This window comes from Edwardsiella anguillarum ET080813 (genome assembly GCF_000264765.2).
GTDB lineage: Bacteria > Pseudomonadota > Gammaproteobacteria > Enterobacterales > Enterobacteriaceae > Edwardsiella > Edwardsiella anguillarum.
Window position 1 is genome coordinate 1,854,952 of the sequence record NZ_CP006664.1, and the last position, 19,491, is coordinate 1,874,442.

Here is a 19,491-nt window from a genome sequence, read left to right on the forward strand (position 1 = left end):
CCGGCCAGCGGGCGGGGATCGGCGGTAACAAAAGAAGAATGATACAGTGAAAGTGTTAACCGTCTTTGGCACGCGTCCTGAAGCGATCAAAATGGCCCCCTTAGTGCATGCGCTGGCCGCAGACGCCGCATTTGATGCTCGCGTCTGCGTCACCGCCCAGCACCGGGAGATGTTGGATCAGGTGCTGGGGCTGTTTCAAATCGTGCCCGATTACGATCTGAACATTATGCGTCCAGGACAGGATCTGAGCGATATTACCTGCCGGATCCTGGAGGGGCTCAAGCCCGTCTTGGCCGAGTTCCGACCCGATGTGGTACTGGTTCACGGCGATACCACCACCACGCTGGCGGCCAGTCTGGCGGCATTTTATCAGCGAATTCCGGTCGGGCACGTGGAGGCGGGGTTGCGCACCGGCGATCTCTATTCGCCTTGGCCCGAGGAGGCCAACCGTACGCTGACCGGACACCTGGCCAGCCTCCATTTTGCGCCGACCCTCACGGCGCGCGCCAATCTTCTACGCGAAGGCATTGGTGAACAGACGATCCACCTGACCGGCAATAGCGTGGTTGATGCCCTGCTGTGGGTGCGAGACAGGATCTGCGCCGATGCGGCATTGCAGACCCGTCTGGCCGCGTCCTATCCGTTTTTGGCTGCAGATAAGCCGCTGCTGCTGGTGACCGGTCATCGGCGCGAGAGCTTCGGCGGCGGCTTTGAGCGTATCTGCGGTGCGCTGGCGCAGATTGCGCGCAGCCACCCGCAGGTACAGATCGTTTATCCGGTACACTTGAACCCTAACGTCAGCGAGCCGGTTAACCGCATCCTGCACGACATCGAGAATGTCTTTTTGATCCCGCCGCAGGACTACCTGCCGTTTGTCTATTTGATGGGGCGAGCCCAGCTGATTTTGACTGATTCGGGGGGGATCCAGGAGGAGGCGCCCTCTCTAGGCAAGCCGGTGCTGGTGATGCGGGAGACCACTGAGCGGCCGGAGGCGGTACAGGCCGGAACCGTGCGTCTGGTGGGGACGGATACGGCGACGATTGTCGCGCAGGTGAGTCTGCTGCTGGAGGATGAGCAGCAGTACCGGGCGATGAGCCATGCTACTAACCCCTATGGTGACGGGCATGCCTGTCAGCGTATTTTAAGCGCATTAAAAAATTATCGGGCAACACTATGAGTTTTGACACTATTTCCGTTATTGGGCTGGGTTATATCGGTTTGCCGACGGCCGTGGCGTTTGCCGGGTGCCGTAAGCAGGTGATCGGGGTTGACGTCAGTCAACATGCGGTCGAGACCATCAACCGCGGTGAAATTCACATCGTTGAGCCAGATCTGGATCGGGCGGTGAAGCGCGCCGTTGAGGGGGGCTTTCTGCGTGCGGTGATGCGACCCGAGCCGGCCGACGCCTTTTTGATCGCGGTTCCCACGCCCTTCAAGGGCGAGCATGAGCCCGATTTAACCTATGTCGAAGCGGCGGCGCGCTCCATTGCGCCGGTGCTGAAGAAAGGGGATCTGGTGATCCTCGAGTCGACCTCTCCGGTCGGTGCCACGGAGCAGATGTGCGCCTGGCTGGCCGAGTGCCGGGCGGATCTGCGTTTCCCCCATCAGGGCGGCGAGCAGGCGGATATCCGCGTCGCCTATTGCCCAGAGCGGGTACTGCCGGGGAAAATCATGGTGGAGCTGCTGCGCAACGATCGGGTGATCGGCGGCATGACGCCAGCCTGTTCGGCTCAGGCCAGCGCGCTGTACCGGCTGTTTCTGGAGGGGGAGTGCGTGGAGACCAACGCCCGCACCGCCGAAATGTGTAAATTGACCGAAAACAGCTTCCGCGACGTGAACATTGCCTTTGCCAATGAGCTGTCCCTGATTTGCGATGCTCAGGGTATCGATGTTTGGCAGCTGATTGCGCTGGCTAACCGCCATCCACGCGTGAATATTCTGCAGCCGGGGCCGGGCGTCGGTGGGCACTGTATCGCGGTAGACCCTTGGTTTATCGTGGCGCAGAATCCGCAGCTGGCACGTTTGATCCATACGGCGCGCCTGGTGAATGACGGCAAGCCGCTGTGGGTCGTCGATCGGGTGAAAGCGGCGCTGGCCGACTGCTTGGCCGCGGAGGATAAACGGGCCTCCGAAGCGACCATTGCCTGCTTCGGCCTGGCTTTTAAGCCGGATATCGACGATCTGCGCGAGAGTCCGGCGATGGAGATCGCCGAGATGGTCGCTCAGTGGCACAGTGGCACCACGCTGGTGGTTGAGCCCAACATTCACCAACTGCCTACCCGCCTGGCCGGTATGGCGCAGCTGACGGACTGCGCTACGGCGCTGGCGCAGGCCGATGTCGTGGTGCTGCTGGTCGATCATCAGCCGTTCCGGGTGCTGGCGCCTCAGACGGTGACCCAGCGCTTTGTGGTGGACACCAAGGGGGTATGGCGGTGAGACGCATTTTGGTCACCGGCGGCGCCGGCTTTATCGGCTCGGCCGTTGTGCGGCATATCATCATGGATACGACCGACAGCGTGGTGGTGGTCGACAAGCTGACCTACGCCGGTAATCTGGCCTCGCTAGCGCCGGTGGTGGACAGCGATCGCTATGCGTTTGAGCGGGCGGATATCGGCGACCGCGCGGCGATGGATCGGATCCTTGCCCAGTACCGGCCGGATGCCATTATGCATCTAGCGGCCGAGAGCCACGTCGATCGCTCTATCGACGGCCCGGCGGATTTTATTCAGACCAACATCGTGGGCACTTATACCCTGCTGGAGGCGACGCGTGGATACTGGAGCGCGTTGCCGGCGGCGCAGCGGGCGGCATTCCGTTTCCATCATATTTCTACCGACGAGGTGTATGGGGATCTGCACGGTCCGCAGGCGTTGTTCCGCGAAGATACGCCCTATGCGCCGAGCAGCCCCTACTCTGCCTCCAAGGCCGCCAGCGATCATCTGGTACGCGCCTGGCTGCGCACCTACGGACTGCCGACGCTGATCACCAACTGCTCGAATAACTACGGTCCCTACCACTTTCCGGAAAAACTGATCCCGCTGACCATCATCAATGCGCTGGCTGCTAAGCCGCTGCCGGTTTATGGCAATGGCCTGCAGGTGCGCGACTGGCTGTACGTCGAGGATCATGCCCGCGCGCTGTATCGGGTGCTGACGACCGGGCGAGTGGGGGAGACCTATAACATCGGCGGTCACAACGAACAGCGCAACATTGATGTGGTGACGACGCTGTGCGCATTGCTGCAGGAGATGGTGCCGGAAAAACCCGTCGGCGTGCGCCATTTTGCCGATCTGATCACCTATGTGGCGGATCGCCCAGGTCATGATGTGCGCTATGCGATCGACGCCGCCAAGATCGAGCGAGAGCTGGGCTGGCGGCCACAGGAGACCTTTGAGAGCGGTATCCGCAAGACGGTCGCCTGGTACCTGGCCAATGAGCGCTGGTGGCGCGCCGTGATGGATGGCTCCTATGCCGGTGAACGGTTGGGGCTGGCCTGACGCGTTCACGTACGCGAAGATAAGGATGACCGATGAAAGGTATTATTTTGGCGGGGGGATCGGGCACCCGCCTGTATCCCATAACCCGCGGCGTCTCCAAACAGCTGCTGCCGATCTACGACAAGCCGATGATCTATTATCCGCTGTCGGTATTGATGCTGGCCGGGATCCGCGACATTCTGCTGATCAGCACCCCGCAGGATCTGCCGGCGTTTCAGCGGCTGTTGGGTGATGGCGGCGATATCGGCGTCCGCTTGCAGTACGCCGAGCAGCCGCGTCCAGAGGGGCTGGCCCAGGCGTTTTTAATCGGAGAGTCGTTCCTTGACGGCGATAGCTGTTGCCTGGTCCTTGGGGACAATATCTTTTTTGGCCAAGGGTTTAGCCCCAAGCTGCGTCAGGTGGCGCAGCGCGAGGGCGGGGCGACGGTATTCGGCTATCAGGTGATGGACCCCGAGCGTTTTGGGGTGGTTGAGTTCGATGACGACTTCCGTGCCCTCTCCATCGAGGAGAAGCCCCTGCGGCCGCGCTCGAACTGGGCGGTGACCGGGCTCTATTTCTATGATGCTCAGGTGGTGGACTTTGCCCGCAGGGTTACTCCCTCCGTTCGCGGCGAGCTGGAGATCACCAGTATTAACCAGATGTATCTGCAGCGTGGTGAGCTCAACGTAGAGCTGCTGGGGCGGGGGTTCGCCTGGCTCGATACCGGTACCCATGACAGCCTGCTGGAGGCCAGCGCCTTTGTGCAGACGGTGGAGAAGCGACAGGGCTTTAAGATTGCCTGCCTGGAGGAGATTGCCTGGCGCAACGGTTGGCTGGATGACCGCGGCGTAGCGCGCGCCGCGGCATCGCTGGACAAGACCGCCTATGGCGCCTATCTGCGGGAGTTACTGCATGTCCGTCCACGCCAGTATTGAGCCGCTGGCGTGGGAGAGCGCCTTTTTTGCCCTGCGCAGCGGGCGGTTGATGTTTGACGATCGGGCTCCTCCGCTGCTGGCGTCGGCGTGCGATGCCTATCAGCTGCTGCAGGCGAAGGTGGACGCTCGCGATCTGGCGCACTGTGATGCCCTGCAGGCGCTGGGGTTCCGTCTGGCGGAGGGGGAGGCCGACTTTATCCTACCCGTATCGTCCGCGCCGGCATCCGGTAGCCAGCGTCAGGCGCAGGCGCAGGATTGCCCGTGGCTGCGCACCCTGGCGCGCGATGCCTTTGCGCTGAGCCGTTTTCGAGCCCCTTGGTATCGCGACGGGGACAGCGCGCGTTTCTATGCCGAATGGGTCGAGAAGGCCGTCTATGGCACGTTCGATCACGCTTGCCTGCTGGCGCTGGATAATGAGGGCAATCCTCAGGGATTTGTCACACTGCGGCGACAGGTGGACGGCAGCGCCCGGATTGGGCTACTGGCGGTGGACGGCGCATCGTTCCGCTGCGGCGTGGGGCGGCGCCTGGTCACGCAGGCGCAGGCGTGGTGTCACGCACAGCATCTGTCTCGGCTGCACGTGGCAACCCAGATAGGTAATCTGGCGGCGCAACGTTTGTATCTTGGTTGCGGTGCGCAGCTGGCTGCTACCGCTTATTGGCTATACCGATAACGTTATCTCGATCGAGGTGAACACAATGATCCCATTTAATGCGCCCCCGGTCACCGGCAACGAGTCCGACTATATGCAGGCGGCGATGGCCAGTGGCAAGCTGTGCGGCGACGGCGGCTTCACCCGCCGCTGCCAGCAGTGGATGGAACAGCGCTTCGGCAGCGCCAAAGTCCTGTTGACCCCCTCCTGTACGGCGTCGCTGGAGATGGCGGCCCTGCTGCTGGATATTCAGCCCGGCGACGAAGTGATCATGCCGAGCTTTACCTTTGTCTCGACGGCTAACGCCTTCGCGCTGCGCGGCGCCCGGATTGTCTTTGTCGATGTACGTCCCGATACGATGAATATTGATGAGACGCTGATCGAGGCGGCGATCACGGAGAAAACCCGCGCCATCGTACCGGTGCACTATGCCGGCGTCGCCTGCGAGATGGATACCATCATGGCGCTGGCGCAGCAGTACGACCTCTATGTGGTCGAAGATGCCGCGCAGGGGGTGATGTCGACCTACAAAGGGCGGGCGCTGGGCACTATCGGCCACATCGGCTGCTACAGCTTTCACGAAACCAAGAATTACACCGCCGGCGGCGAGGGCGGCGCGACGCTGATAAACGATGCGGCACTGATCGAGCGGGCGGAGATCATCCGTGAAAAGGGCACCAACCGCAGCCAGTTTTTCCGCGGGCAGGTGGATAAATATACCTGGCGTGATATCGGCTCCAGCTACCTGATGTCCGATCTGCAGGCCGCCTATCTGTGGGCGCAGCTGGAGGTGGCCGATCGCATCAATCAGCGGCGCCTGCAGCTGTGGCGGCAGTACCACGAGGCGTTGGCGCCGCTGGTCGAGGCCGGGCGCCTCGCGCTGCCGACCACGCCGGTACACTGCGGGCACAACGCGCATATGTTTTATCTCAAGCTACGCGATATGCGCGAACGCAGCGCCTTTATCGACTTTCTCAAAGAGGCGGAGATTATGGCGGTATTCCACTATATCCCGCTGCACTGCAGCCCGGCAGGGGCGCGCTTTGGCCGCTTCGTCGGAGAGGATCGCTACACCACGCGTGAGAGCGAGCGTCTGGTACGCCTTCCGCTGTTTTATAATTTGCCGGACGTAAACCAACGGACGGTGATTAACAGCATTCAGAGTTTCTTCCACTGATGTCCCTGGCGCGGGCATCGTTGTGGACCGCCGGTTCGACCCTGATCAAGATCGGTGCCGGACTGGTGGTGGTCAAGCTGCTGGCCGTGGCGTTCGGCCCCGTCGGCGTGGGGCAGGCGGCCAACTTTCGTCAGGTGATCACCGTCCTGGGGGTGCTGTCGGGCGCCGGGATTTTCAACGGTATAACCAAGTATGTCGCAGAGTATCGCCAGCAGCCGCAGCGGCTACGGGCGCTGCTGGGCACCGCATCGACGATGATCCTGGGGTTCTCCCTGCTGCTGGCGCTGATCTTTACCCTAGGGGCCGCGCCGATCAGCGTGGTGCTGTTTGGCCACGATCGCTATCAGGCGGTGATCCGCCTGGTGGCGTTGCTGCAAATGGGCATTGCCTGCGCTAACTACTGCCTGGCGGTGATCAAGGGGTATCGCGACGCCCGCGGCAACGCGCTGGCGGTTTCGCTCGGTAGCCTGCTGGGCGTGGCGGCCTATACTCTGAGCTATTTTTTGGGCGGCTACCGCGGTGCGCTGGCCGGGCTGGCGCTGGTGCCGGCGGCCGCCACACTGCCGGCCCTGTGGGTGCTTTGGCGTCAGCGTCATATCCCGTGGCACTATTTTCATCCGTCCTGGGATCGGCCGCTGGCCGCTAGCCTGGGGAAGTTTACCCTGATGGCGGTGATGACCGCGGTGACGATGCCGGTTGCCTATGTCATGATGCGTAATCAGCTGGCGGCGCTGGATGGCTGGGAGGCCGTCGGGATCTGGCAAGGGGTGAGCGGCATCTCCGACGCCTACCTGCAGTTTATTACCGCCTCGTTCAGCGTTTATCTGCTGCCGACCTTGGCCGGGCTGCACAGCCGTCAGGCGGTTGGGCAGGAGATCCTGCGCGCGCTGCGCTTTGTTTTGCCCGCGGTGGCGGCCGTCAGCTTTACGGTCTGGCTGCTGCGCGATCTGGTGATTTGGCTACTGCTGTCGGGGAAATTCAGCGCCATGCGCGACCTGTTTGCCTGGCAGCTGACGGGGGATGTGTTTAAGGTGGGCGCCTATGTCTTCGGCTACCTGGTGATCGCCAAAGCTTCGCTGCGCTTTTACCTGCTGTGCGAAATAAGCCAGTTTATCCTGCTGACCCTACTGTCGCGTATTCTGATCCCGCTGCACGGTGCCTTGGGCGCCGCTCAGGCCTATATGGCAACCTATATTATTTATTTCCTGCTGTGTGGCAGCGTATTTTGGATTTATCGTAACCGCGCATGACGACACTGATTCACGTACTGGGAGCGGATATCCCGCACCATAATCTGACGCTGCTGCGTTTCTTTGACGGCGTGCTGTCGCAGCGCGCCGCGACAGCGCCGCGCCGGCGTTTTATGGTGGTGGCGCGCGACGCCGCCCCGTTCGCCGACCTGACCAGGCTGGATATCGAGGTTTGGCCAGACAAGCGCGCGCTGGCGCGGGCGCTGCTGGCTCGCGCCAGCGCGGATCGTGCTCTGCGCTTCTTCCTGCACGGTCAGTTTAATCCTTGGCTATGGCTGGCGTTGCTGTGCGGGCGTCTGCGGCCGCAGCAGGTGCTGTGGCACGTGTGGGGGGCCGATCTGTATGAGGAGGCCCGCGGCTGGAAATACCGGCTGTACTACGGCCTGCGCCGCCGGGCTCAGGGGCGGGTGGGGCACGTCTTCGCCACGCTGGGCGATCTGGACTATTATCGGCGGCGCCATCCGCGGGTGACGACGTCGACGCTCTATTTCCCGACGCGGATGGATCCGGCGCTGACGTGCAATCAGCGGGCTAGAGCGACGTCGGAAGCGCTGACGGTGCTGGTGGGGAACTCCGGCGATCGCAGCAATCGCCATCTGGTGGCGCTGCAGCGACTGCACGATACCTTCGGTGCGCAGACGCGGGTCATCGTGCCGCTGGGCTATCCTGCCAACAACCAGGCCTATATCACGCAGGTACGCGAGCGAGCCGAGGGCCTGTTTGGCCATAATGCGACGCTGCTGACGCAGCAGGTTGCCTTTACCGACTATCTGGCGCTTCTGGCCCGCTGCGATCTGGGCTACTTTATCTTTGAACGTCAGCAGGGGATCGGCACGCTGTGTCTGCTGCTACAGCAGGGGATCCCCCTGGTATTGAGTCGGCAGAACCCCTTTTGGCGCGATATGGTCGATCAACAGCTGCCGGTGCTGTTTGACGATGACGCGCCGGATGACGCCGCGGTGCGGGCGGCGCAGCGTCAGCTGGCGCAGCGCGATCTGAGCCGGCTCGCCTTTTTCGACCCCAACTATACCGACGGCTGGCTGCAGGCGCTGGCGCTGGGAGAACGGCCATGACCCTGATGCAGTTTGCCGGTTTGGCGCTGGTGTACTTTTTCTCGCTGCTGTTTGTGGCGTTTCTGACCTACAAAGAGTTTCGCCGGGTTCGCTTTAATTTTAACGTATTCTTTTCACTGCTATTTTTACTGACATTCTATTTCGGCTTTCCGCTGACCTGTACGCTGGTGTTCCGCTTTGACGTGGCGACGGTGCCGGCGGAGGAGATGCTGTACGCCCTGCTGTCGGCCACGGCGTTTTACGCTATCTATTACGTCACCTACAAGACGCGGCTGCGTTCGGCAACGTCGGCGTCGAGCGGCGGCTCCGCCTGGCTGCAGCTCAACCGGGTGGAGGCGCAGCTGACCTGGATATTGCTGGCGCTGGTGGCGCTGGTGACCGTAACCATTTTCTTCCTCAACAACGGCTTTTTGCTGTTTAAGCTGCACTCCTATAGCCAGATCTTCTCCAGCGGCGTCTCCGGCGTGGCGCTAAAGCGCTTCTTTTACTTTTTTATTCCGGCGATGCTGGTGGTGTACTTTCTTCGTCAGACGCAGGCCGCCTGGCTTTTTTTTCTGGTCAGCACTGTGGTTTTTGGCCTGTTGACCTACGTCATCGTCGGCGGGACGCGCGCCAACATTATCATCGCCTTCGCGCTGTTCCTGTTTATCGGTATCCAGCGCGGCTGGATAACCCTGTGGATGCTGGCGCTGGCCGGCGTCGTCGGGGTCGTCGGCATGTTCTGGCTGGCCCTCAAGCGCTACGGCCTGGCGGTAAGCGGCGACGAGGCCTTCTACACCTTTCTCTATCTGACGCGCGACACCTTCTCGCCCTGGGAGAATCTGGCGCTGCTGCTGCAGCACTATACCCAGATAGATTTTCAGGGACTGGCGCCGATCGCCCGCGATTTCTACGTCTTTATCCCCGGCTGGATGTGGCCGGATCGGCCGCATCTGGTGCTGAATAGCGCCAACTATTTTACCTGGCAGGTGCTCGATAACCATTCGGGGCTGGCCATCTCCCCCACCCTGATTGGCTCATTGGTGGTGATGGGCGGCGCGGCGTTTATTCCGCTGGGGGCGATCGCCGTGGGGCTGATTATCAAGTGGTTCGACTGGCTGTATACCCGAGGATGCTTGGCGTCAAACCGCTACCGGGGCGCGGTGATCCAGGCGTTTTGCTTCGGGGCGGTGTTTAATATGATCGTACTGGCGCGCGAGGGGCTTGACGCCTTTGTCTCGCGCGTGGTGTTTTTCTGTATTATTTTCGGCTGCTGTCTGCTGCTGGCAAAGCTGCTGTACTGGCTGTTTGATGCGGCGGGGCTGATCCGCGCGCGCGCGGCCATCGCGGCGTCTTCTGTCGGGGAGGGATCGCCGGCCCGCAAGGATAGAAACGATGGAGAGTAACGGGTCAATTCCACATTATGCGATTCGCGGTATCGATATCTGGGGCTTTCGCGACAGCGATCAGTTTCTGCGCCATCTGCTGACGGAGACGGCGGTACGTCCAGGCACGCTGGTCGCGATTAACGCCGAAAAGGTGATGACGGCGGAGGATGACGCTGCGCTGCGGGCGCTGATCGCGGCGGCGGAGTATAAATATGCCGATGGCATCAGCATCGTGCGCGCCATTCGGCGTAAATACCCCGGAGCACAGGTCAGCCGCATCGCCGGTGCCGATCTGTGGGAGGCGCTGATGCAGCGCGCCGGTGAGCTGGGCATTCCGGTGTTTTTGGTCGGAGGCCAGCCCGACGTCCTGGCGCAGACCGAGGCGGCGTTGCGCCGCCGATGGGGGGTCAATGTCGTCGGCGCCCAGGATGGCTATTTCTCCCCAGAACAACGCGATGCGCTGTTTGAGCGGATTCGCGCCAGCGGGGCGCAGATCGTGACGGTTGCGATGGGCTCACCGCGCCAGGAGATCCTGATGCGCGACTGTCGGGCTTACTATCCCCAGGCGCTGTATATGGGGGTTGGCGGCACCTATGACGTCTTTACCGGGCGGGTTCGTCGCGCGCCGCTTCTGTGGCGGCGCTTTGGTCTGGAGTGGCTGTATCGCCTGCTGTCCCAGCCGACGCGCTGGCGCCGCCAGGTTAAGCTGCTGCGTTTCGTGACCTACTACTACGCGAGGAAGCTATAGCGCGCTGTCGCCTCGCGCAGGCCGTGTCGCCGGGCGCGCACGGTGGTTTTGCGTCCGGGAGCGTGTGCTTTTACAGCAGAGTGCGCAAAGTGTAGCCAAACGCGATATTTCTGCAAAAAAGCGCTGGACAGCATGGCCTTAAGCCCGTAGTATCCACCCCCGCAACGGCGCTGAGCGCCCGTAGCTCAGCTGGATAGAGCGCTGCCCTCCGGAGGCAGAGGTCTCAGGTTCGAATCCTGTCGGGCGCGCCATATTGCTTAAGGCGCAAGAGCTGCGGTGGTATCATTACCGCGTTAAGAAGTACATTGGTGGCTATAGCTCAGTTGGTAGAGCCCTGGATTGTGATTCCAGTTGTCGTGGGTTCGAGTCCCATTAGCCACCCCAGATTCAAGTGGCATGCGAAGGTGGCGGAATTGGTAGACGCGCTAGCTTCAGGTGTTAGTGTCTTAACGGACGTGAGGGTTCAAGTCCCTCTCTTCGCACCACACCCCTACTGGGACTAAATGAATCGGCGAGTAGCGCAGCTTGGTAGCGCAACTGGTTTGGGACCAGTGGGTCGGAGGTTCGAATCCTCTCTCGCCGACCACCCCATCTCCTCGCATCGCGAGGTTTTTTTGTCTCTGCGTTTCCGCTAACTCCACCAGGTTCCCTGGCGCGTTACTTTTCTCTCATTCCCGTTTTTCCCGTTCGCAGTTTATTGCGACAGATAGGCAACCTCATCCCTCACCCGTCTCTTTTTTACGACGGCGCCCGGGCGATGTGTCGCCATAAAGAGACGTTTAGTAGCATGTTTTAAAACAATAAAAAATAAAATGCCGCATTAGCGTCTCCGAAAGACGACATCTCGGCGCCGTGTGCCCGCGACATGGGCGGTGGGCCGCGGGTTTTAATATTGGCATGGTTTATGCAATACTTGCGCCGTAGATGCTCATTCGCCCCCTTATGTTTGCGTAAGCTTCATAAATCTGAGAATGATGCAGAGCCGACTTGTGGTGCCTATCGTCCGAATCGTGCTGTCCCTAGCGCCAGCATGTCACGGACACGTCGTTGAGTGAGGCACCGATCAGTTGTCTTAAGATCTGATTGTCCTTTTTCAACACTTGCCTGATGGCAGGTGTTTTTTTTTGCCAAAAAAAGGCCCGCGGTGAGCGGGCCGGATGATAACGCTGGCGCTATCCTGAGCGTGGACTCGCCGAGGGGTCAGGCGGTCGGCTGATCCTGGTGCAGGGTTAGCAGCAGGCCGTCGCGCCGCATCTGTGCGGCCTCCTCCGGGCGGTGTAGCTTGTCCAGCGTATCGGCGAGCCAGGCGTAGTCATAGGCATCCGGGCGCTGCTTGAGCGCGGCGCGCAGCGCCTCTGCCGCCAGCTGCCACTCGCCGTGGCGCATGAGCAGCTGCCCCAGGGTGCTGTTGAGCAGCGCGCTGGCGCCATGCTGACGGATCTGCTGTTGCAGCAGCTTCTCCAGCTGTTCGGGATTACCGGACTTCAGTCGTGGCATCAGCTGCACCAGCCGCTCATCGAAGCGGCGCTTCAGCCCGTCGACGACGATTTGCTGAGCGGCACCGTGATCGTCACACTCTATCAAGTGTTCGGCCAAGGCGACCTGTAGCGCAGTTTCATGACGCGTTTTACGCCCCTGCGCTTTCCACCACTGTTTCAGCCCCTCGCTGCCGCCGTTGGCCATCGCCTGAACCATCAGGCCGATATAGGCCCGGATCTGCAGCTTCTCGATATCATCATCGCTGTGTAGTCCCTGCTTGGCCAACGCGGGCAGGATTTCCAGCAGCGGGCCGAAGGCATCGGTACGCAGGTAGGCCTGCTCTGCCAGACGCAGGACTTCGGGATGACGCGGCGCATAGTTGAGCAGGGCATCCACCCCATGGCGGGCAGCGTGGTTCTCCCCACGCGCCAGCTGCAGGCGTACGCGGGTGATATCGACCGGCAGCGGATCGCTGCCGGCGACCTCGGCGGCGCGCTCCAGATACTGGTTGGCGCGCAGCTCATCGCCGCGCTGCTGTGCGGCTTCGGCCGCCAGCAGATAGTTCACCAGCGGCTGATCGGCGTGATCGGCATTGCGCGCCAGCAGCTTTTCAACCTGGCCATAGTCGCCCTCCGTCAGCTTGAGCAATCCGGCGCGGGTCTGGCGGCGCGCGCGGGTGCGCTTACGTCCCATAAACCAGCCATGGGTACGGGCACCGGTGCGCAGCAGCCGCCGCAGCAGCCACTCCAGGGCAAACAGCACGAGCATTAGCAGGATCAGCATGATCACCAGCGAGGTTACGCTGGTCTCGATGTTGTAGCCGTCGGTCTGGATTAGCACATACCCCTGATGGCCGGCCAGCATCGGGCCGAGCACGATGCCGGCGATCAGAATGATAAACAGCAGCAGGACCTTGAGCATGGTCATTCCCCCTGCGTCGCGGGTGCAGCCGGCGCGGCGGTCAGCACGTTGCTCCGGGCGTGCAGCAGTTTATCCAGCAGCGGCTGACTCTTTAGCGCATCGGGCAATATCATGCTGACGGACTGCTGGCTAAGGGCGTCAATCTGGTTTAAAAACGCCTTGGTGCTCGGATCGTTGACGTCAAAATAGGCGCGGACCCAGGCTGAGACGCTTTCCAGCGACTGCTGGTAGATTTGATTCTGGTGGCGCGGCACCGCCTGAGCGGCGATCAGCAGGCGAGAGCGGATATTCTCACGCAGGTATACGTCCTGGCTGGGCGCCAGCAGGGGCTCGGCGCTGCTATCGCGGCGCCGGATGGTGATAAATTCAGAGATGAAGCTGTGCCAGCTTTTGGCCAGGTTTTGTCGCCACTGACTCAGCGAGGCGCTCAGCTCACCGTCGTCCTGATCCATCGGCGCTTCGTCGCCGTCATTATCCGCCAGCCGTAGATCGTCAACCTGATTGGCCAGCTGATTCAGCTGGAGGATGATGCCGTCAAAGTCGATCTGGTTGAGCGCGGAGAGGGTGGCGATGTCCTCAGTCAGCGCGCGGCGTACGCCCAGCAGGCTGGGGTCATCCAGGCCGGCCAGGGTGGCATCGGCGCTCTTCAGCAGGGCGAGGGCGGTGGTGACGTCCTGATTGCTCCACAGCTTGCGTTCAGCCAGCTTCACCATAAAATCGGCCTGCGCCAGCTTCCAGGTGTTGGCGTCATTGCCGGAGATCGCCGCGACCTTTTGCTCCAGCTCCTTGAGCTGCTGTGACTGGCTGGCCTGCAGCTGGGCGGCGACATCCAGCGCCTTCGCCTGTTTATTCAGCAACGCCTCCATCCGCAGCTTTTCCTGCGCCTGCGCGGTATGCAGCGCGCTGAGCTGTTCCTGCAGGTTTTGTTCGGTGGCCTGCTGCATCTGTGCCTGTTGATGCCCGTGGTAATAAAGACCGGCACCGAGGGCGATAACCAGTACGATGGCAATGGCGCCCAGCGCCGGGCCACCGGCGGCGGATTTTTTCACGATCTGCTTATCCTGTTTGTGAGCGCGCTCCAGCGGCTGCGTCTGCTCGGTAGCCGCTTCGGCGGCGGCCGCCTTGTCTGGCGGGGTAGTGGGTTCCGTCATCGTGGCATTATCCCATGGTCAGTTGATCTGTAGCGTACGCAATAGCGCATCATTGTTGGCGCTGTCCGCTACCCGGATCTCCTGCCATCCCAGATCCCGGGCGCGCTGTGCCAGACGTTCGCTGACGACGATCAGCCGGCAGCCGAGGAGCCAACGTCGCCGATCGTATTCAGGAACTAAATCATAGAGCTGTTGCAGCATTTCACCACTGGTCACTACCAGTGTCGAGACTTTCTGTTGCCGCCAGCGTGCGTAGAGCTCGTCAGCGGGGTGGGCGATGGCGACCCGGCGATAGCATTCGCATAGGGTGACCGATACGCCGCGCGCGCGCAGGGCATCGGCGATCAGGTCGCGTCCGCCGTTGCCGCGCAGGATCAGCGCCCGCTGGGCCCGCAGCTGCTGTATGGCGGGCAGCGCCAGAAGCGCCTCCGAGGTTTCCGGCGCCGGCGGAAAGATCACCGGCTGGTGACAGGCGGCCCGTAGCGACTGTGCAGTGCTGTGGCCGATAGCGGCGTAGCGCGGAGCCGTGGGCCACTCCCGACCGGCCTGCCGCAGCGCCTCTGTGGCGTGGAGAACGGCGTGGCGGGAGACGGCCAGCAGCAGATCGCCCCGCTGCAGCGCTGCCGTGGCCTCCGGCAGCTGCGCCAGCTGGCGGCCGGGGGCAATGCCGATCAGCGGCGTATGACACGCCGCCATCCCCAGCGCCCGCAGGCGATCGACCAGCTGTTCACCGGCGGGAGAAGGGCGAGTCACCAGAATACCCATGGCCGCTTACGCTTTCTGGCTGTAGACGGCATCGAGGATGGCACGCGCGCCGCGCGCCAGCAGCTCATCGGCTAGCGCGGTGCCCATCGCCTCCGCCTGCGCCAGCGGGCCGCGCCGTTCGCCGCGAATCATCAGCGAGCCGTCAGGCGCACCGACCAGCGCGCGTAGCCACAGCTGGTCGCCGTCGATTTCGGCATAGCTGCCAATAGGCACCTGGCAGCCGCCTTCTAGACGCGTGTTCATCGCCCGCTCGGCGCAGACGCGCAGCGCGGTATCGGCATGGTTGAGCGGTGCCAGCAGGCGGCGGGTGGCGCTGTCCGCCAACCGGCACTCGATACCGACGGCGCCCTGACCGACGGCGGGCAGCGACTGCTCCGGCGTCAGCGGCGTACGGATGCGATTTTCCAGCTGCAGACGCTTCAGACCGGCGGCGGCCAGGATAATGGCGTCATAGTCACCGGCATCCAGTTTAGCCAGGCGGGTGCCGACGTTGCCGCGCAGATCGCGGATCTGCAAATCCGGACGCGCCGCGCGCAGCTGACACTGGCGGCGCAGGCTGGAGGTGCCGACGACGCTGCCGGGCGGCAGCTGATCTAGCGAGGCAAAGCGCGGTGAGACAAAGGCATCGCGCGGATCTTCGCGCTGGCAGATGGTCGCCAGCCCCAGGCCGTCGGGGAAGGCGACCGGCACATCTTTCATGGAGTGCACGGCGATATCGGCCCGTCCCTCCAGCAGCGCCAGCTCCAGCTCTTTCACGAACAGCCCCTTGCCGCCGACTTTGGCCAGCGGGGTATCCAGCAAAACGTCGCCCCGGGTGACCATAGGCACCAGCGCTATCGTCAGCTGCGGCCAGTGGGCCAGCAGCTGATCCCGGACGTAGTGTGCCTGCCACAGTGCCAGCGGGCTCTGGCGCGTTGCGATACGCAGCGTGGGCTGCGTTGCCGTTGTCATTGATTGCATGTGAATATCCCTTATTTGCCTAGGCGTCATCCTACCATGTTGTTGCATGGGCATGCAGCGTACGCGCACGGAAGGTGAGTATAGAAGGGGGCGGGAAAATGCGTTGGAAAAGCCGGAAAGATCAATGATAAGAGGAGCGCAATAGTAAGTGTGTGGTTTTTGTATCTTTACGGTCAATCGGCAAGGTGTTAAATTGATCACGTTTCCAGCAATTTCCCATCTATCATTACTATTAATAAAACCACCGTTGGGGCGTGGAAACAAGTCTCCCTTCGTACACCAGAAAATCAGGCGAAACGTCTTGTACCTCTATATCGAGACACTGAAGCAACGACTGGACGCGATTAACCAACTGCGGGTTGATCGGGCGCTGTCGGCGATGGGCCCCGCGTTTCAGCAGGTATATACGCTGCTGCCTACCTTATTGCATTTTCACCATCCGCTGATGCCGGGCTACCTGGAGGGTAACGTTCCTCACGGGATCTGCTTCTTTACGCCGGATGAGCCACAGCAGAACTATTTGCTGCATCTGGAGCAGCGTGCGCCGGGTAGTATTCCACCGGTGACGGGGTCGGATCAGATGCCGATTACCGGACTGTACACCATGGGCAGCACCTCCTCCATCGGCCAGAGCTGTAGCTCTGACTTGGATATCTGGGTCTGTCACCACTCCTGGCTTGACGCCTGCGAGCGTAGTCAGCTGCAGCAGAAGTGTACGCTGCTGGAGGAGTGGGCGGCGTCGCTTGGGGTTGAGGTCAGCTTTTTCCTGATCGATGAGAACCGGTTTCGCCACAACGAAAGCGGTAGCCTGGGGGGGGAGGACTGCGGCTCAACCCAGCATATTCTGCTGCTGGATGAGTTTTACCGCACCGCCGTTCGTCTGGCCGGCAAGCGTATTCTGTGGAGCATGGTGCCCTGTGAAGAGGAGGAGCACTACGATGAGTATGTGCTGTCACTCTACGCGCAGGGGGCGCTGACGCCCAACGAGTGGCTCGATCTCGGCGGGCTGAGCTCGCTGTCGGCGGAGGAGTACTTTGGCGCCAGCCTGTGGCAGCTGTATAAAAGTATCGACTCCCCCTACAAGGCGGTGCTGAAAACCCTGCTGCTGGAGGCCTACTCCTGGGAGTATCCCAATACCGAGCTGCTGGCGATGGACATTAAGCAGCGTCTGCATAAAGGGGAGATCGTCTCTTTCGGCCTCGATTCCTATTGCATGATGCTGGATCGGGTTACCCATTATCTGGAGCAGATCGGCGATCATGCCCGCCTCGACCTGGCGCGTCGCTGTTTTTATCTCAAGGTGTGCGAAAAGATGTCGCGCGCTCGCGCCTGCGTCGGCTGGCGTCGGGAGATCCTCAGTCAGCTGGTGGCTCACTGGGGCTGGGATGAGGCGCTGATCCGTTCGCTCGACAACCGCGCCAACTGGAAGATCGGCCAGGTGCGCGAGGCGCATAATGAACTGCTGGATGCGATGATGCAAAGCTATCGCAACCTGATCCGCTTCGCGCGTCGCAATAACCTGAGCGTCAGCGCCAGCCCGCAGGATATAGGGGTGCTGACCCGTAAGCTGTACGCCGCCTTTGAGGCGTTGCCGGGCAAGGTGACGCTGGTGAATCCGCAGATCTCGCCGGATCTGTCCGAGCGCGATCTGACCTTTATCTATGTGCCGATTGGGCGCGCCAATCGCAGCGGCTGGTACCTGTACAACCAGGCGCCGACCATCGACAGCATCGTCAGCCATCAGCCGCTGGAGTATAACCGCTACCTGAATAAGCTGGTGGCCTGGGCCTATTTTAACGGTTTGCTGACGGAAGAGACCCGTCTGCATATCAAGGCGAACAGCAGCCAGTGCGATCTGAACAAGCTGCGGGAGCTGGTGCGCGATGTCTCCAACCACTTCCCGCTGCGCCTCTCTGCGCCGACGCCCAAGGCGCTGTATAGCCCGTGCGAGATCCGCCATTTGGCGATCATTGTCAATCTGGAGCACGATCCTACCGCCACCTTCAGCAATCAGGTGGTGCACTTTGATTTCCGTCAGCTGGATGTCTTTAGCTTCGGCGAACAGCAGCAGTGTCTGGTCGGCAGCGTCGATCTGCTGTACCGCAACTCGTGGAATGAGGTGCGAACCCTGCACTTTAGCGGCGAGCAGGCGGTGCTGGAGGCGTTGAAGACCATCCTGGGCAAGATGCACCAGGATGCCGCGCCGCCGGAGGCCGTAGAGGTGTTCTGCTATAGCCGCCATCTGCGCGGGCTGATCCGCACCCGGCTACAGCAGCTGGTTTCGGAGTGTATCGATCTGCGCCTTTCCAGCAGCCGCCAGGAGCCGGGGCGCTTCAAGGCGGTGCGAGTGGCCGGCCAGACCTGGGGGCTCTTCTTCGAACGGCTGAGCGTATCGGTGCAAAAGCTGGAAAATGCGGTCGAATTTTATGGCGCCATCTCCAACAATAAGCTGCACGGTCTGTCGATGCAGGTGGAGACCGATCAGGCACACCTGCCGGCGGTGGTCGATGGCTATGCCAGTGAAGGGATCATTCAGTTCTTTTTTGAGGACGGCGAGCGCGACGGCTTTAATATATACATTCTGGATGAGTCCAACCGCGTCGAGGTGTATCACCACTGCGAGGGCAGTAAAGAGGAGCTGGTACGCGATGTCAGCCGCTTCTATTCGTCATCACACGATCGCTTTACCTATGGCTCCAGCTTTATCAACTTCAACCTGCCGCAGTTTTATCAGATCGTCACGGTGGCGGGGCGGGCGCAGGTGATCCCATTCCGCAGCAAGGCGATGACGCCGCCTGGCGCAGAGACGGAAGGCGACGGCGCCGCCGCGCCGCGCCAGCAGTTCAAGGTGTATTGAATCCCGTCTAGAGATCCAGCGCCACCGGCACACCGGCCTGGGCGCTGCATGCCTCATTCAGTACCTGATGAAGGGGCGCGCCGCTGCGTGAGCAGCGCCATTGTCCGTCACGGTAGTCAAAGTGGTAGCCCCCGGCGCGCGTCGCCAGCCAGATCTGGTGCAGAGGCTCTTGGCGATTAATCACGATTTTACTGCCGTTCTCAAAGCTCAGCGTCATGACGCCGCCGTTGGTCTCACAGTCAATATCCGCATCGCTCTGGCAGGCGTCCAGCGCCTCTTCCAGTGCCTGCATCAGCCCGTCGGCCAACAGATGAAACTCGCTGTCATTCATAATCATTTCCTATTGCTTTTCAGTATCCAACTGCGATTATAGAAAGCTTGAACCGAGGAATCACAGGCATTAATACAATGAACAGACAATTCCGTAGTGCGCTGTTGGTGCTGTGTGCCGCGACGCTGGGCGGATGCGGGCTGAAAGGGCCGCTGTACTTCCCCCCTGCGCAGCAGGCACCGGCGGCGCAAAAGGCGCCGGACGCCTATAGCGTGCAGGCGCCGTCCCATGAGCCGGCCGCCCAGACGCCGAATACGCAGACGCCGAATACGGCACCCGCCGCCGAGGTCGGGAAAGCCCACTGAGTTGCGCACCGTGTGCCAAGGGTAGACGTTTGCAGGTATTCATC

General features: G+C 61.5%; 17 protein-coding genes and 4 tRNA genes. 16 read left to right on the forward strand and 5 right to left on the reverse strand.

Features of this window, described 5'->3' with window-relative positions:
* Positions 1-46: 46 nt before the first annotated feature.
* From wecB to ETEE_RS08410, 14 genes are all read left to right on the forward strand, one after another.
* Positions 47-1,177, forward strand: coding sequence for a non-hydrolyzing UDP-N-acetylglucosamine 2-epimerase (wecB, locus tag ETEE_RS08345; protein ID WP_034164526.1), 1,131 nt, complete (start codon positions 47-49; stop codon positions 1,175-1,177).
* Positions 1,174-2,436: a UDP-N-acetyl-D-mannosamine dehydrogenase gene (gene wecC / locus ETEE_RS08350; RefSeq protein ID WP_034164527.1), complete on the forward strand. Its 1,263-nt coding sequence runs from the start codon at positions 1,174-1,176 to the stop codon at positions 2,434-2,436. The genes wecB and wecC overlap by 4 nt, the downstream gene beginning before the upstream one ends.
* Positions 2,433-3,497: a dTDP-glucose 4,6-dehydratase gene (rfbB, locus tag ETEE_RS08355; RefSeq protein ID WP_095666577.1), complete on the forward strand. Its 1,065-nt coding sequence runs from the start codon at positions 2,433-2,435 to the stop codon at positions 3,495-3,497. Before wecC ends, rfbB begins: the two co-directional genes overlap by 4 nt.
* Positions 3,498-3,529: 32 nt before the next feature.
* Entirely contained in the window at positions 3,530-4,411 is an 882-nt protein-coding gene (gene rfbA, locus ETEE_RS08360; protein WP_034164529.1) for a glucose-1-phosphate thymidylyltransferase RfbA, read from the forward strand.
* A complete protein-coding gene (gene rffC, locus ETEE_RS08365) occupies positions 4,389-5,084 on the forward strand; it encodes a dTDP-4-amino-4,6-dideoxy-D-galactose acyltransferase (RefSeq protein WP_034164531.1) in 696 nt (231 codons plus the stop codon). The genes rfbA and rffC overlap by 23 nt, the downstream gene beginning before the upstream one ends.
* 25 nt (positions 5,085-5,109) lie before the next feature.
* The gene (gene rffA / locus ETEE_RS08370) at positions 5,110-6,240 is read left to right on the forward strand and encodes a dTDP-4-amino-4,6-dideoxygalactose transaminase (protein ID WP_034164591.1); all 1,131 of its coding nucleotides are present in this window, start codon (positions 5,110-5,112) and stop codon (positions 6,238-6,240) included.
* Positions 6,240-7,490, forward strand: a complete 1,251-nt coding sequence (gene wzxE / locus ETEE_RS08375) for a lipid III flippase WzxE (protein ID WP_034164533.1) — start codon at positions 6,240-6,242, stop codon at positions 7,488-7,490. Before rffA ends, wzxE begins: the two co-directional genes overlap by 1 nt.
* A complete protein-coding gene (locus ETEE_RS08380; protein WP_034164534.1) occupies positions 7,487-8,563 on the forward strand; it encodes a TDP-N-acetylfucosamine:lipid II N-acetylfucosaminyltransferase in 1,077 nt (358 codons plus the stop codon). Before wzxE ends, ETEE_RS08380 begins: the two co-directional genes overlap by 4 nt.
* Positions 8,560-9,948 carry an ECA oligosaccharide polymerase gene (gene wzyE / locus ETEE_RS08385; protein WP_034164535.1) on the forward strand — a complete coding sequence of 463 codons (1,389 nt, stop codon included), beginning with the start codon at positions 8,560-8,562 and terminating at the stop codon, positions 9,946-9,948. Before ETEE_RS08380 ends, wzyE begins: the two co-directional genes overlap by 4 nt.
* Entirely contained in the window at positions 9,938-10,678 is a 741-nt protein-coding gene (gene wecG / locus ETEE_RS08390; RefSeq protein WP_034164536.1) for a lipopolysaccharide N-acetylmannosaminouronosyltransferase, read from the forward strand. The genes wzyE and wecG overlap by 11 nt, the downstream gene beginning before the upstream one ends.
* Before the next feature lie 174 nt (positions 10,679-10,852).
* Positions 10,853-10,929, forward strand: a tRNA-Arg gene (locus ETEE_RS08395).
* A 57-nt stretch (positions 10,930-10,986) separates the two neighbouring features.
* Positions 10,987-11,062: transfer RNA gene (locus tag ETEE_RS08400), tRNA-His, on the forward strand.
* Between the two features lie 14 nt (positions 11,063-11,076).
* Positions 11,077-11,163, forward strand: a tRNA-Leu gene (locus ETEE_RS08405).
* A 24-nt stretch (positions 11,164-11,187) separates the two neighbouring features.
* Positions 11,188-11,264 (forward strand) — tRNA-Pro (locus ETEE_RS08410).
* Between the two features lie 614 nt (positions 11,265-11,878).
* On the opposite strand, the gene hemY is transcribed toward ETEE_RS08410, so the two are convergent.
* The 4 genes from hemY to hemC are packed head-to-tail and all read right to left on the reverse strand — an operon-like array spanning position 11,879 to position 15,954.
* A complete protein-coding gene (hemY, locus tag ETEE_RS08415; protein WP_034164537.1) occupies positions 11,879-13,078 on the reverse strand; it encodes a protoheme IX biogenesis protein HemY in 1,200 nt (399 codons plus the stop codon).
* Between the two features lie 2 nt (positions 13,079-13,080).
* A complete protein-coding gene (hemX, locus tag ETEE_RS08420) occupies positions 13,081-14,229 on the reverse strand; it encodes a uroporphyrinogen-III C-methyltransferase (protein ID WP_034164538.1) in 1,149 nt (382 codons plus the stop codon).
* A gap of 18 nt (positions 14,230-14,247) precedes the next feature.
* Positions 14,248-14,994 (reverse strand): uroporphyrinogen-III synthase, encoded by a 747-nt coding sequence (gene hemD, locus ETEE_RS08425; protein WP_034164540.1) that lies wholly within the window; start codon positions 14,992-14,994, stop codon positions 14,248-14,250.
* A gap of 6 nt (positions 14,995-15,000) precedes the next feature.
* Positions 15,001-15,954, reverse strand: coding sequence for a hydroxymethylbilane synthase (hemC, locus tag ETEE_RS08430; RefSeq protein WP_034164541.1), 954 nt, complete (start codon positions 15,952-15,954; stop codon positions 15,001-15,003).
* A 301-nt stretch (positions 15,955-16,255) separates the two neighbouring features.
* Between hemC and ETEE_RS08435 the strand changes: the two genes are divergently transcribed.
* Positions 16,256-18,811, forward strand: a complete 2,556-nt coding sequence (locus tag ETEE_RS08435) for a class I adenylate cyclase (RefSeq protein WP_034164542.1) — start codon at positions 16,256-16,258, stop codon at positions 18,809-18,811.
* A 7-nt stretch (positions 18,812-18,818) separates the two neighbouring features.
* Here the strand turns inward: ETEE_RS08435 and cyaY are convergent, their stop codons facing one another.
* Complete coding sequence (gene cyaY, locus ETEE_RS08440; protein ID WP_034164543.1) at positions 18,819-19,142, reverse strand: iron donor protein CyaY; 324 nt, start codon at positions 19,140-19,142, stop codon at positions 18,819-18,821.
* Between the two features lie 77 nt (positions 19,143-19,219).
* Between cyaY and lptM the strand changes: the two genes are divergently transcribed.
* Entirely contained in the window at positions 19,220-19,447 is a 228-nt protein-coding gene (gene lptM / locus ETEE_RS08445; protein ID WP_034164544.1) for an LPS translocon maturation chaperone LptM, read from the forward strand.
* Positions 19,448-19,491 lie beyond the last annotated feature (44 nt).

What these genes read in the sequence shown, in the direction of transcription:
- wecC (WP_034164527.1), top strand. Translation starts at nt 1,174, where the DNA reads ATGAGTTTTGACACTATTTCCGTTATTGGGCTGGGTTATATCGGTTTG.
- rfbA (WP_034164529.1), top strand. Translation starts at nt 3,530, where the DNA reads ATGAAAGGTATTATTTTGGCGGGGGGATCGGGCACCCGCCTGTATCCC.
- rffC (WP_034164531.1), top strand. Translation starts at nt 4,389, where the DNA reads ATGTCCGTCCACGCCAGTATTGAGCCGCTGGCGTGGGAGAGCGCCTTT.
- rffA (WP_034164591.1), top strand. Translation starts at nt 5,110, where the DNA reads ATGATCCCATTTAATGCGCCCCCGGTCACCGGCAACGAGTCCGACTAT.
- wzxE (WP_034164533.1), top strand. Translation starts at nt 6,240, where the DNA reads ATGTCCCTGGCGCGGGCATCGTTGTGGACCGCCGGTTCGACCCTGATC.
- ETEE_RS08380 (WP_034164534.1), top strand. Translation starts at nt 7,487, where the DNA reads ATGACGACACTGATTCACGTACTGGGAGCGGATATCCCGCACCATAAT.
- wzyE (WP_034164535.1), top strand. Translation starts at nt 8,560, where the DNA reads ATGACCCTGATGCAGTTTGCCGGTTTGGCGCTGGTGTACTTTTTCTCG.
- wecG (WP_034164536.1), top strand. Translation starts at nt 9,938, where the DNA reads ATGGAGAGTAACGGGTCAATTCCACATTATGCGATTCGCGGTATCGAT.
- hemY (WP_034164537.1), bottom strand. Translation starts at nt 13,078, where the DNA reads ATGCTCAAGGTCCTGCTGCTGTTTATCATTCTGATCGCCGGCATCGTG.
- hemX (WP_034164538.1), bottom strand. Translation starts at nt 14,229, where the DNA reads ATGACGGAACCCACTACCCCGCCAGACAAGGCGGCCGCCGCCGAAGCG.
- hemD (WP_034164540.1), bottom strand. Translation starts at nt 14,994, where the DNA reads ATGGGTATTCTGGTGACTCGCCCTTCTCCCGCCGGTGAACAGCTGGTC.
- hemC (WP_034164541.1), bottom strand. Translation starts at nt 15,954, where the DNA reads ATGCAATCAATGACAACGGCAACGCAGCCCACGCTGCGTATCGCAACG.
- cyaY (WP_034164543.1), bottom strand. Translation starts at nt 19,142, where the DNA reads ATGAATGACAGCGAGTTTCATCTGTTGGCCGACGGGCTGATGCAGGCA.
- lptM (WP_034164544.1), top strand. Translation starts at nt 19,220, where the DNA reads ATGAACAGACAATTCCGTAGTGCGCTGTTGGTGCTGTGTGCCGCGACG.